Consider the following 12,916-nt stretch of genomic DNA (forward strand, 5'->3'; position numbering starts at 1 on the left):
CGTTGCTATGTCGCATTTTTCTATAGGATATCTCTCCTTAGTTGCTGCCTTTGCGTTTCCAGCCCTGTACCTTTTGGGATACGGCGTGCGTTATGTACACACGTGGAGCAAACGCTTGGACCCGCCCAAGGATCGCATCAAGTTTTTCCTAATCGTGTCGTTGGTCTTCGGCTTGCTGGCCGGTTCGGTCGCCCAACCGCTATGGGATAAAGCAGCCGCGTGCAAAGCATCACATCAACCTCTAGGCGTCTGTCTCTTCTTCTCAGGTCAGAACTGACAGCAATAAAACGACTGGGCATGCGTGACCCGTGTGCTGAATCGGTTGGCGCACAATCACGGCATGCAGTAGATGATTCGTACCAATAATGGCACGGGGTTCCGCTGCAAGGCATCGGTCGTCTAGGCTCCAACCCGCTCATCCAGCAAGGCAAGCCGAACCAAAGTGTTTACGTCGAATCGTTCCGGTCGGCTGCCCGAGGAACATCCGCCAGCCGAAGCAGAAGCGATCTACTATCAGTTCGTGCGCTCGCCATGGCGGCGTGACTCACACCAAAAAGACACGACCGTCCAGTAGCCGCAGTCGCTATTCAACGCAGTGGGGGCATCGCCTCCCGTTGCCAGTGAGCCATTGCCATGAAAGCGGAGTGCGAATAATCGGAAATTCCAAACTTGACAAGGTCTGAAATAGAAGACTAACTTTGTCTACCCAGCGCTGCTGACACCGTTACCGCTTGCGGCAATATGGGGCTTGGACGCATTCGCCCCACATGGGGCAATCGCCTGCACCATGATCGCTTAACAAGCTCACACACAAGCCTCTGGAGCCAGACCGCATGCTCGATTTCTCGGGCTGATTCATCTACAAGGAAGACATCTTCATGGCCGATACCGAGCAGAAGAAACTGGCGAAGATCAGCAAGTTGGTCTATCCGTTCCAGAAAAGCGCAGAAGCAGGCAAGGCCGGGGCCAAGCCGACCGACATCGACGATCCGCAGGTCTATTTCGATGCGCTGTCCAACGCGCAGGACGGGTTCTACCCCATCGGCGCCAATGGGCAATGGCACGGCGGCATCCATTTCGATACGCAAACCGGCAACACCCTGGCGCAGGAAGACGGCATCCGCTGCATCGGCGATGGCGAGGTCGTCGCTTATCGCATCGACTCGAAATACCCGAACGTCGACTTCAGCGCCGGCAAGGCCACCTACTCGCGCGGCTTCGTGTTGGTCCGCCACTGCCTGGAGCTTCCGCCTGCGCCCAAGCAGACCGCGCAGCCTGCCCCTGCTGGACCGGGCGCGGCCAACACGGCACCGTCCACGCCACAGCCGGCAGCCCAGCCTGCGGCAACACCCGATCAGAAGGCGAAAGAGCCTTCGCTGATCTTCTACAGCGTCTATCTCCACCTGCTCGACTGGGCCGGCTACCAAGCCGATCCGAAGAAGCCGCGCCCGGCGTTCTGGAAGAGCGTGGCCTATGTGGTCGGCGACAAGGCCAAGGACCGCGACAGGGCCTCCAATCCTTCCATCCCGGAGGCAGGCGTAGGCCTTAACCTGCGCGACGCGCAGCATCAGAAGGTCGGCTATGCGCCACGCGGCGCCAAGCTGCGGCTGGGTGCCGAAAATCCCAACAAAAAGGGGTATTTCGTCATCTCCGAGGTCGTCAGCGGGCAGACCGTTCCTGCCGACGCAAAAGGACTGTATGCCTACAAAGCCGAGCTGACCGCCGCCGGCGCCGAGCCCGACCGCCAGGACGCGGTCTATGTGTTGCCAACCCCTGCCCCGATCAAAGCCGGCGACTTGATCGGCTATCTCGGTCACTACCAGCGCTTTGCCGATCTCGAGCCATTGGCGGCAACCGGCCCCGCGCAGAATGGCGTGCGGCCACTGGTCCAGTTGGACGTATTCACCGCAGAAGATCTCAAGACCTTCATCGCCAAGAGCCGTGAGCGGGCGAAGCTGCTGGATGCCAAGCAAAAGACGCTGCTCAAGATCGACGTGGGCGCCAAACTTGTGCTGCCAAGCGAACCGGACCAGCAGATCGGCACCGAGGAGGCCGCCGCCGTGGTCCCCGGCGGCAAGGACGGAGCCTGGGTTCAGGTGCGCAAAGGCACCTTGCAGATCATGGACAAGGGCAGCCTGAGCGGCTTCAACAGCACCACGCACGCCTACGGCGGCGGCCAGATCCTGCATCGCGTGCTCGGTGCCAGCGATAGCGACAGCATCACCGAAGCGGCCTACAACGCGCTGAAGACCAAGGAAGAAAAAGACAAGTATCCGCGCCGCCAGGTACTCGTTCCCAGCGGCCCGCCGGTGTGGGTGCAAAAGGCGCTGATGGGCGCCGACACCAGCGTCGCCGGCCGCTCGCTCAAGGCGTGGAGCACGTTCCCGCTACAGGCCAGCCAGGCCAACGGGCCGGAGGCGGGCTTCATCCGCGTCGTCGCGATCTGACTCAGCCCTCGCACTCCCCCGCCAACAACGCCAGCAAGCGATCGCGCGGCAGCTTGCCGGTTTCGTTGCGCGGCAAGGCGTCGAGCTTGCGCAGGCGGCGCGGCAGGAACACCGGGTCCAGTTCGCGGCGCAGTGCTGCCAGGATCGCGGCTTCGTCCAGGCTCGGTGCGACAACCACGGCGGCGATGCGGCCGACCGCGCGGCCAGGTTCCGGCTCCAGTTGCAGGATCGCGCCGTCGACCACGCCCGGCACGGCCAGCAGGCACCGGGTCAGGTCGGCCATTGAGGCGCGCTTGCCGGCAATCTCCAGCAGGTCGGCCTGGCGTCCGCGAACCTGGAAGCGGCCGTCGGCGTCCACCTCCATGAGGTCGGCCAGCAGTACAGGCTGCGGCAGGTGCGGTGCGTGCACCAACGTGCCGTCGGGTTGCGGCGACACGCGCACGCCGGGCAGCGGCGTCCACGGCGCTTCGCAGGCGGTGCGGCGGCTGGCGAATACGCAGGTCTCGGTGGAACCGAACATCTCGCGCACTTCGCCGCCGAAGCGCGCCTCGGCGGCCGCAGCCAGTTCCTGCGCCAGCGGCGCGGTGGCCGAGACGATGCCGGCCAACGGCGGCAAGGCGACGCCGGAATCGACCAGCGCGCGCAGGTGCACCGGGGTGGTCACCAGCAGCCGCGGCGCCGGCACCTGCGCCAGCGCGCGCGCCACGTCATCGGGGAAGAACGGCCGCCCGGCGTGCACCGCCAGCGGCGTCACCAGCGGCATCAGCACCGACAGCTCCATGCCGTACATGTGCTGCGGCGGCACCGTGGCCACCACCTGCGGCACCGCGTCCGCGTCCCACAGTCCGACCAGCGCCAACAGATCCTGGCGGGTGCTGGTCAGGAAGCTGCCCCAGGTCTTGGGATTGGGTTTCGGCGCGCCGGTGCTGCCGGAGGTGAAGCCGATCGCGACCAGCGTGTCGTCCGCCAACTGCGGCATGGCGCCATCCAGGCTGGGCAACGGTTCGGGCAGCTGCCAGTAGCGCGGCGGCGGTTCGGGCAACAGCAGGTCGCCCAGGCAATAGCTGTCGGCGTGGCTGCGCTGCACCTCGACCACCACCGCCGGCGCGCGCGAGGACGGCAAGAGCGAGGTTTGCCCGCGCAGCGCCACCGCGCAGAACGCGACCATGAACCGGTAGCGGTCCTCGCACAGGTTCAGCGCATGCCGGCCCGGCGGCAGCACCGCGGCCAGCCCGCGCACATGGCCGAGGAAAGTGGCCAGGTCGATGTGCTGGCCGCCAGCGTAGGCGAGCGGACGGTGCAGGTCGCCGACCGCAAGCGGATGCAGCAATGGCGTGGAAACAGCAGAAGAGGCGGCAGGCATGCGTGGCGACGGCTCGGCGGGCGACTGGCCCGCAACGGGCGGCGCGAGTCCGTAGCTTGGCCGCCGCCGCCGCCGCTGGCAAGCAGGGCGTGCCGCTCACGCGCTCGCGGCAAGCGCCGCGCCGACGCTACGGCACTCAGTGGTGATAGCCGCTGTCGGCGGTGATCTTGCCGCGGAACACCCGGTACGACCAAGCCGTGTAGCCCAGGATCACCGGCAGCAGCACCGCCAGCCCGGCCAGCACGAAGCCCTGCGAGGACGGCGGCGAGGCCGCTTCCCAGATGGTCAGCCCCGGCGGCACGATGTTCGGCCAGATGCCCAGCACCAGGCCGAAGAACCCGAGCACGAAAAAGCACAGCGTCAGCAGGAACGGGCGCGCATCGCGGCCCTGCGCCATCGCCGCGCGCCACAGCGCGAACGCGTTGACCAGCACCAGCAGCGGCACCGGCGACAGCCACCAGAAATTGCCGCCGTGGAACCAGCGCGCCATGATCCGCGAATCCAGGAACGGCAGCCAGGCGCTGACCAGGCCCATGAACACCACCACCACCAGCACCAGCGGCCGGGTCAGCGAACGCGCCACGCGCTGCATCGGCCCCTCTGTCTTCAGGATCATCCAGCTGCCGCCGAGCAGCGCATAGCCGAACACCACCGCCGCGCCGGTCAGCATCGAGAACGGGCTGAACCAGCCGAGCACGCCGCCCAGGTACTTGCCGCCCTGCAGCGGCATGCCCTCGACCAGCGCGCCGAGGATCACGCCCTGCCAGAACGCCGCGCACAGCGAACCCAGCGCGAACGCCCAGCCCCACAGGTACTTGGAGCGATGCGCCTTGAAGCGGAACTCGAACGCCACGCCGCGGAACACCAGCGCGACCAGCATCAGCAGCACCGGCAGGTACAGCGCCGACAGGATCAGCGCATAGGCCTTGGGGAACGCCGCCAGCAGGCCGGCGCCGCCGAGTACCAGCCAGGTCTCGTTGCCGTCCCAAATCGGCGCGGCGGTGTTCATCATCAGGTCCAGCTGCGCTTCGTCCTCGGCGAACGGGGCGAGGATGCCCAGGCCGAGCACGAAGCCGTCCAGCAGCACGTACATCAGCACGCCGAAGCCGATCACCCCGAACCAGATCACCGGCAGCACGGTGGGCATGTCCATCAGCGCGTCTCCTCGAGGTCGTCGTCGGCCGCCGAAAGCGGCCGCGCCGGGGTCTTGTCGCCATCCTGCAGGTGCGGCCCGGGCTCGTGCGGCAGCGGCCCCTTGCGCAGCATCTTCAGGATGTACCAGCCGCCGAAGCCGAATACGAAGGCATACGCCGCCACGTACACGCCCAGCGACACCCACACCATCGCCGGACTGATCGCGCTGACCGCATCGCGGGTGCGCAGCAGGCCGTAGATCACGTACGGCTGGCGCCCGATCTCGGTGACGAACCAGCCGGCCAGCAAGGCCACGAACCCGGCCGGCAGCATCGCGTTCCAGGCCGCGTGCAGCCAGCGCCGCCGCAACAGCGTGCCGCGCCACCAGAACCACAGCGACACGAACGCCAGCAGCAGCATGGCCATGCCCAGCCCGACCATGATCCGGAACGCGTAGAACACCGGCATCACCGGCGGCCGCTCGTCGGCCGGCACCGAGGTCAGCGGCGCGATCTCGCCGTCCAGGGTGTGGGTCAGGATCAGGCTGCCCACGCGCGGAATCTTGACTTCGTAGTCGTTGCGCTCGGCCTGCTCGTTGGGCACCGCGAACAGCACCAGCGGCACGCCGGCACCGGGCGCCTCGCCATGCCAGTGCGCCTCCATCGCCGCCACCTTCATCGGCTGGTGCTCGAGCGTGTTCAGGCCATGCGCGTCGCCGGCGGCGATCTGCAGCGGCACCGCGATCGCGGCGAACGCCACCGCCAGCTTCAGCATCCGCCCCGCCACGTCCACATGCACGCCGCGCCGCAGGTAGCAGCCGCTGACCCCGCCGATCACGAAGCAGGTGGTGATGAACGCGGCCAGCACCATGTGCGTCAGCCGGTACGGGAACGACGGATTGAAGATCACTTCGCGCCAGTGCGCTGGCTGGAACACGCCATCGACGATGGCGTAGCCGGCCGGCGTGTGCAGCCAGCTGTTGGCCGACAGGATCCAGAAGGTGGAGATCAGCGTCCCCAGCGCGACCAGGCAGGTGGCCAGGAAATGCAGTTTCTCCGGCACCTTGCGCCAGCCGAACAGCATCACCCCCAGGAACGAGGCCTCCAGGAAGAACGCGGTCAGCACCTCGTAGCTGAGCAGCGGGCCGAGGATGTTGCCGGCGCGCTCGCTGAGCACCGACCAGTTGGTGCCGAACTGGAAACTCATCACGATGCCGCTGACCACGCCCATGCCGAACGACACCGCGAAGATCTTCAGCCAGAAGAAATACAGATCGCGCCACAGCGTGTCGCGGGTGCGCAGCCAGCGCCATTCCAGGAACGCCAGCCAGCTCGACAGGCCGATGGTGAAGGCCGGGAACAACACGTGGAAACTGATGACGAATCCGAACTGGATGCGCGAGAGCAGCACTGCGTCCATCGACGTCGCTCATGAAACCGAAACCGAGCGTCATTGTTAGCCCCTGGTCGTGAAATTGCGTGTGACGGGTTGTCGCAGGGGTAGCGGGGACCGGGGACCGGGGACCGGGGACCGGGGACCGGGGACCGGGGACCGGGGACCGGGGACCGGGGACCGCAGGAGCGTGCCGGAGCAGGAAGCATGGTCAAGCGGCTCGATGAAAGAGTGCCGATTTTCCTTGAACAAGAAACAGCCTCTCTCCTAAAGCAAAGCAAGAATGCAGCGCACTCGCGCACACCCCCGGGTCCCCGGTCCCGACCCCATGACCAACGGCGCAGTCGCCGCCGCGCCGCGACTGCTACCCTCGCCGCTTCCCGTTCGTCCGGAATCCAGATGCGTCGCGTAACCCTGTGCGTTGTGTTGCTGTCCCTGTCCTGCCTGGCGCCGCTGGCCGTCGCGCAGGACGCCGCTGCCCCGTTGACGATCGAGCAGGCGATGGCCGATCCGGACTGGATCGGACCGCCGGTCGAAGCGGCCTGGTGGGCCTGGGACGGACGCCAGGTGCAGTACCAGCTCAAGCGCGCCGGCAGCCCTGTGCGCGACACCTACCGCCAGGACGTCGATGGCGCCGCCGCGCAGCGCGTCGAGGACACCCAGCGCAGCGCGCTGGATGCGGCCGATCCGGTCTACGACGCGACGCGCCAGCGCATGCTGTTCGTGCGCAACGGCGACGTGTTCCTGCGCGACCTGCGCAGCGGCGCGCTGACCCAGCTGACCCGCAGCAACGAGGCCGCAGCGCGCCCGCAGTTCGGCACCGACGGCGGCGCGCTGTGGCGCGTCGGTAACGACTGGTACCGCTGGAGCGCCGGCGGCGGCACGCTGCAGGCCGCGGTGCTCAAGGCCGAGCGCGATCCCGACGCCGCGCCCAAGCCCGACGCACTGCGCGAGCAGCAACTGCGTACCCTGGAAACCCTGGCCCGCGATCGCGCGCAGCGCGAGCTGGCGCGGCAGCAGGAGCAGGCCTGGCGCCGCGCCGACGCCAGCCGCGCGCCGGCGCCGGTGTACCTGGGCGAGGACGTGGCCATCGACGACAGTGCGCTGTCGCCGGACGGCCGCCACCTGCTGGTGGTCACCCACGCCAAGGACGGCGACGAAGGCCGCGACGGCAAGATGCCCAGGTACGTGACCGAATCGGGCTACGAGGAATTCCAGGAAGCGCGCACCCGCGTCGGCCGCAATCCGCCGCTGGCGCAGACCCTGTGGCTGGTGGACGTGGTCTCCGGCAGCGCGCGCAAGCTCGACGTGGCGGGCCTGCCCGGCATCGACGCCGATCCGCTGGCGGCGCTGCGCAAGGCGGCCAAGCAGGAACCGCTGCAGGGGCCGCGCGCGATCCGCGTGGAGACCGACGGCGATGGCGCCGGTCCGGCGCTGCACTGGAGCGCCGACGGCCGCAATGCTGCGGTGATGCTGCGCGCGGTGGACAACAAGGACCGCTGGATCGCCAGCGTCGACCTGGACAAGGCCACGTTGCAGAGCCGCCACCGTCTCAGCGACGCGGCCTGGATCAACTGGAGCTTCAACGACTTCGGCTGGCTGTCCGACAACCAGACGCTGTGGCTGCTGTCCGAGCAATCCGGCTATGCGCACCTGTACACCCAGCGCGGCAACGACACGCCGCGGCAACGCACCTCGGGCAAGTGGGAAGTCTCCGCGCCGGTCGCCACGGCCGACGGCCAGGGCTTCCTGTTCCTGTGCAACCGCAAATGGCCGGGCGACTACGAGGTCTGCAAGCTCGATCTGCGCGACGACCGCATCAGTGAGCTGACCGCGCTCGACGGCGTGGAAGACTTCGCGCTGTCGCCGGACGGCCAGCAGTTGCTGGTGCGCTATTCGGGCAGCTACCTGCCGCCGCAACTGGCGGTATTGCCGGTGACCGGCGGCAGCGCGCGCACCCTCACCGACACCCGCAGCGCGGCGTTCAAGGCGCGCGCCTGGATCCAGCCGCAGTACGTGCAGGTGCCATCCATGCACGGCGCCGGCGTGGTCTGGGGCAAGTACTACGGCCCGCAGCATCCCGAACCCGGCAAGCGCTACCCGATCGTGATGTTCGTGCACGGCGCCGGTTACCTGCAGAACGTCTCGGCGCGCTACACCCCGTACTTCCGCGAGCAGATGTTCCACAACCTGCTGGTGCAAAAGGGCTACGTGGTGCTCGACCTGGACTACCGCGCCAGCGCCGGCTACGGCCGCGACTGGCGCACCGCGATCTACCGCAACATGGGCCATCCGGAACTGGACGATTACCTGGACGGCCTGGACTGGCTGGTCGCCGACAAGCAGGGCGACCGCGACCGCGCCGGCATCTACGGCGGCTCCTACGGCGGCTTCCTGACCTACATGGCGCTGTTCCGCAGCCCCGGCACCTTCAAGGCCGGCGCCGCGCTGCGCGCGGTCGGCGACTGGACCCAGTACAACCACGAGTACACCGCCAACATCCTCAACACCCCGGAGCTGGACCCGCAGGCCTACCGCGCCTCCTCGCCGATCGAATACGCCGCCGGCCTGCGCGACCACCTGCTGATCGCCCACGGCATGATCGACGACAACGTGTTCTTCCGCGATTCGGTGAGCATGAGCCAGAAGCTGATCGAGCTGCACAAGGACAACTGGGAGATCGCCCCGTACCCGCTGGAAAAGCATGGCTTCACCCGCGCCGATTCGTGGCTGGACGAATACAAGCGGGTGCTGAAACTGTTCGAGCAGCAGTTGAGGTAAGGCCCTGCCTGTGGCAAGCGGTCGCGGCTGAAGCCGCGACGAGCGACACGCCGGCTTCCCGATAGGGACGCAGCTCGCTTGCGCCGGCAGCGACCCGCCCTATCCTTGCCGAACGCTTCGCGACGCCCCCGCTGCGCCACTCCACCGAAGGACCGCCGATGCTGCCACCGCCCCTGCCCGCCGCGCGCAACCCGATCATCGACACGATGGCGCAGATCTCGCTGGTGGTCGGCGTGGTCTGGCTGCTGTACGCGCTGGGCCAATTGGCGGTGCTGGCGCTGCTGCCCGATGGCGCGCTGCAAGCAGTGGTGCTGCGCATTGGCATGCCCCTGCCGGCGCTGCTGCAATGGTGCCTGGACCACATGTTGGCCCTGTCGCTGCTGTCGGCACTGTTGGCGCTGCTGTTCAGCGCCGCCGCCTGGGGACTGCTGCAACGGCGCGAATGGGCGCGGCTGGGCTTCGTGGCCTTCCTGGTCGTCACCGCCCTGGCCAACTTCGCCAGCCTGCCGCTGCTGTGGCAATTCTTCGGTGCGATGCAGCAGATGCCGCCCGAGGCAATGCGGCATAGCGCCGACGGCACGCAGTTGCTTGATCAGCTGCAGGCCGGGCGCATGATCAGCATGGCCACCGCCACGGTAACCTCCCTGGTCTTCGCCGTGCTGCATGGCTGGATCGTCTACCAGTTGTACCGGCCAACGATCCGCGCCGAATTCCGCCGCTGAGCGCACGTCACCGCCACTGCAGGCAGCATCGAGTCCGCGGTGATGCTGCAACGGATTTGCGCCTGATCGCGGGCAATCGGCTGCGTTCGACGGCGGCATGAGTCCTCTCTGGCCGATCCCACGCGGCTCGGCGCAGCCAGGCCACCTGCATGGCGCATCTTCCTGCAGATTGCGTGCGCTCCTGGCGACCAGCCCCGATTGGCCAAAACGCCGTGTCGATACGCCACGGCGAGCGCGCGCAGCAGCCGCTGGCGCATGCGGCGCCGTCGTAATAACGAGACAAGTCCGACTACGCGAGCTATGTGTGACTTATAGCGCCCCGCTGGCGCCGCGCCGCGTGCAAAGTAACGGCTCCATTGAAAACGTGCCGCGCTCCCCTCGCCCGCTGGCGCTTCGTCCACTCGAAGAGTTTTGGCAGCCGCAAGCCTTCGCCACGCGGCAAGGGGCAATCTTGCGTGCGGTCTTCATGACCGTTCTCCTTCCGTAAAGGCGTGCATGATCAAGTCATGGATTTTCGAACAACTGAACATCTCTTCCGACGAGAACCCCCTGCATTTCGATGCCTCGTTATGCAGCGACGAATACGCATGGCGCAGCGAGACGTGGACACAGGCCGAATCGCAAGGCTTCCACGGCATCTTCTTCAGCGAACACCACTTCAGCGGCGCGCGCGCCTGCCCTGCGCCGGGACTGCTGGCGGCCAGCGTCGCGGCGCGCACCCGTCGCCTGCGCATCGGCGTGCTGGGCTGGGTATTGCCGATGTGGCACCCATGGCGTTTGCTCGAGGAAATCGGCGTCCTCGACCAACTCAGCCAGGGCCGTTTGGAGATCGGAGTGGCCCGCGGCTCCAATCCGCGCGAGGCAGTTGCGGTCGGCATCGGCGAGGACGATATCGCGCCGATGTACCGCGAAGCCCTGGATATCATCGAGCAAGCGCTGCACAGCCCGGGCCTGTCGCATCGGGGGCGGTACTGGTCGTTCGACAACCTGCTCATCGTGCCACGCCCGCTGCAACAGCCGGCTCCCCCCATCTGGGCCACGGTGCGCAGCCCTGACGCGGCGGCGGAGGCGGCCCGCCGCGGCCACAAGGTCTGCACCGGCTTCCTGCCCACCGCGCAGATCGTACAGCTGTTCGATGCCTACCGGCAGGCGGCGCAACGGGCCGGGCGAGCGGAAAGCCCCGAGCAGCTGGCGATCCGCCGCTGCATCTTCGTCGCCGACAGCCGCGCACATGCCCTGGCGCACGCGAAGGCCGCACAGGCGCAGATGCCGTCGATCCTGGACGAGGACATCATCTCCGGCAGCCCAGGCGACGTCGGCGAGCAGATCATGGCCCAGCTGTATGCCACCGGTGCCGGCAACATCGTCGGCTTCTTCGCCGGCCATCGCCAAGACCGCGACGCGGTACAGACCTCCTACCGCCTGTTCGGAGAACAGGTGATACCGGCACTGAACGCCGCCCCTGCCTGACCGCCAAGCGCCTCCTTAACAGGATTGCCCCACGGTGTCGCCCACCGGCCCCTTGGTCGACGACAACGGCGGCTTCGCCGCAGGCGAGCAGCTGCTGCGCCTGCAGCTGAACGAATCGTCCTACGGTCCGCCCCCGGCATCACCACACTGTTGCAACAGGAACTGGAAGCCCATTCCGGGCGCTATCCGAAAAGCAACTGCGCCGCGCCATGGCGCGAGCTTGGTCGTGGACGAAGCCTCCGTGGACGACGTGGAGGACGCGTGCGCGCCGGCCGGCGCCCGGTGCTGCTGGACACGTTCTCCAAGGCATTAGGCATGGCCGCGCTGCGCGCATGCCGCGGTGCGGCAGCGTGATGGTCGCGTCCGGCGCGGCCGCCCATGCACAGCATCACGGCGTGCAGACGCCACGGTGGCGACCGCTTAGAATGCGCCCATGCACGATTTCGACAGAGTCCGCGACTATCTCACCGGATTGCAGGACCGCATCTGCGCCGCCATCGAGGCCGCCGACGGCCGCGCCCGTTTCGCCGAAGACCTGTGGCAACGGGCGGAGGGCGGCGGCGGACGCACCCGCATCTTGCGCGACGGCGCGCTGTTCGAGCAGGCCGGGATCGGCTTCTCCGACGTGTCCGGCACGCGCCTGCCGCCTTCGGCCAGCGCCAACCGCCCGGAACTGGCCGGCGCCTCGTGGCGCGCCACCGGCGTGTCGCTGGTGTTCCACCCGCACAGCCCCTACCTGCCCACCACCCACACCAACGTGCGCTTCTTCCACGCCGAGCGCGACGGCCAGACCGTGGCCTGGTGGTTCGGCGGCGGTTTCGACCTGACCCCGTACTACCCGTTCGACGAGGACGTGCGCCACTGGCACCGCACCGCGCAGGCGCTGTGCGCGCCGTTCGGCGAGGACCGCTATGCCGCGCACAAGCGCTGGTGCGACGAGTACTTCTTCCTCAAGCACCGCAACGAGACCCGCGGCGTGGGTGGGTTGTTCTTCGACGACCTGCATGCCGACTTCGAGCGCGACTTCGCCTACCAGCGCGCGGTCGGCGACGGTTTCCTGGACGCCTATCTGCCGATCGTCGAGCGCCGCCGCACGCTGCCGTGGGGCGAGCGCGAACGCGAGTTCCAGTTGTACCGGCGCGGACGCTACGTCGAGTTCAACCTGGTCTACGACCGCGGCACCCTGTTCGGCCTGCAGAGCGGCGGCCGCAGCGAGAGCATCCTGATGAGCCTGCCGCCGCGGGTGCGCTGGGAATACGGCTTCCAGCCCGAGCCCGGCAGTGCCGAGGCACGCCTGGCCGACTACTTGGTACCACGCGACTGGCTGGCATGAGCGCGCTGTTGCCGTCGCGCGTATTGGGGCGCGAGGACAAGGCACGCATCGCCGAGCAGCTGCAACGCTATCTGCGCGAGGAGCTGCAGCAGGAGATCGGCGGCTTCGAGGCGCAATTCCTGCTCGATTTCGTCGCCGAGCGCATCGGCGCGCATTTCTATAACCGCGGCTTGCAGGACGCGCGTACCCAGCTGGTCACCCAGCTGGACGCGCTCGACGACGCGCTCTACCAGCTCGAACAGCCGACCGAGCCGCGCCGCGAATCGCGATGACG

General features: G+C 67.6%; 10 protein-coding genes. 7 read left to right on the forward strand and 3 right to left on the reverse strand.

Features of this window, described 5'->3' with window-relative positions; all coding sequences use genetic code 11:
• Nucleotides 1-7: 7 nt before the first annotated feature.
• Entirely contained in the window at nucleotides 8-277 is a 270-nt protein-coding gene (locus E4A48_RS16360) for a hypothetical protein (protein ID WP_080763479.1), read from the forward strand.
• 601 nt (nucleotides 278-878) lie between these two features.
• Nucleotides 879-2,447 carry a hypothetical protein gene (locus E4A48_RS16365; protein ID WP_260607977.1) on the forward strand — a complete coding sequence of 523 codons (1,569 nt, stop codon included), beginning with the start codon at nucleotides 879-881 and terminating at the stop codon, nucleotides 2,445-2,447.
• Between the two features lies 1 nt (nucleotide 2,448).
• Here the strand turns inward: E4A48_RS16365 and E4A48_RS16370 are convergent, their stop codons facing one another.
• The 3 genes from E4A48_RS16370 to E4A48_RS16380 all read right to left on the reverse strand — a co-directional run bounded on the left by E4A48_RS16370 (nucleotide 2,449) and on the right by E4A48_RS16380 (nucleotide 6,363).
• The gene (locus tag E4A48_RS16370) at nucleotides 2,449-3,810 is read right to left on the reverse strand and encodes an AMP-binding protein (protein ID WP_142742796.1); all 1,362 of its coding nucleotides are present in this window, start codon (nucleotides 3,808-3,810) and stop codon (nucleotides 2,449-2,451) included.
• Nucleotides 3,811-3,946: 136 nt separating this feature from the next.
• Entirely contained in the window at nucleotides 3,947-4,963 is a 1,017-nt protein-coding gene (cydB, locus tag E4A48_RS16375) for a cytochrome d ubiquinol oxidase subunit II (RefSeq protein ID WP_039008467.1), read from the reverse strand.
• A complete protein-coding gene (locus E4A48_RS16380; protein ID WP_142742797.1) occupies nucleotides 4,963-6,363 on the reverse strand; it encodes a cytochrome ubiquinol oxidase subunit I in 1,401 nt (466 codons plus the stop codon). Before E4A48_RS16380 ends, cydB begins: the two co-directional genes overlap by 1 nt.
• 372 nt (nucleotides 6,364-6,735) lie before the next feature.
• Between E4A48_RS16380 and E4A48_RS16390 the strand changes: the two genes are divergently transcribed.
• The 5 genes from E4A48_RS16390 to E4A48_RS16410 all read left to right on the forward strand — a co-directional run bounded on the left by E4A48_RS16390 (nucleotide 6,736) and on the right by E4A48_RS16410 (nucleotide 12,914).
• Nucleotides 6,736-9,117, forward strand: a complete 2,382-nt coding sequence (locus E4A48_RS16390; protein ID WP_142742799.1) for a S9 family peptidase — start codon at nucleotides 6,736-6,738, stop codon at nucleotides 9,115-9,117.
• Nucleotides 9,118-9,275: 158 nt separating this feature from the next.
• Nucleotides 9,276-9,839, forward strand: coding sequence for a hypothetical protein (locus tag E4A48_RS16395; protein ID WP_058196823.1), 564 nt, complete (start codon nucleotides 9,276-9,278; stop codon nucleotides 9,837-9,839).
• A 495-nt stretch (nucleotides 9,840-10,334) separates the two neighbouring features.
• Nucleotides 10,335-11,309, forward strand: coding sequence for an LLM class flavin-dependent oxidoreductase (locus E4A48_RS16400; protein WP_039008471.1), 975 nt, complete (start codon nucleotides 10,335-10,337; stop codon nucleotides 11,307-11,309).
• Nucleotides 11,310-11,742: 433 nt separating this feature from the next.
• A complete protein-coding gene (gene hemF / locus E4A48_RS16405) occupies nucleotides 11,743-12,642 on the forward strand; it encodes an oxygen-dependent coproporphyrinogen oxidase (protein ID WP_142742800.1) in 900 nt (299 codons plus the stop codon).
• Nucleotides 12,639-12,914: a DUF2164 domain-containing protein gene (locus tag E4A48_RS16410; RefSeq protein ID WP_058196821.1), complete on the forward strand. Its 276-nt coding sequence runs from the start codon at nucleotides 12,639-12,641 to the stop codon at nucleotides 12,912-12,914. Before hemF ends, E4A48_RS16410 begins: the two co-directional genes overlap by 4 nt.
• The last annotated feature ends 2 nt before the right edge of the window (nucleotides 12,915-12,916 follow it).

It is taken from the genome of Xanthomonas translucens pv. cerealis (assembly GCF_006838285.1).
GTDB lineage: Bacteria > Pseudomonadota > Gammaproteobacteria > Xanthomonadales > Xanthomonadaceae > Xanthomonas_A > Xanthomonas_A cerealis.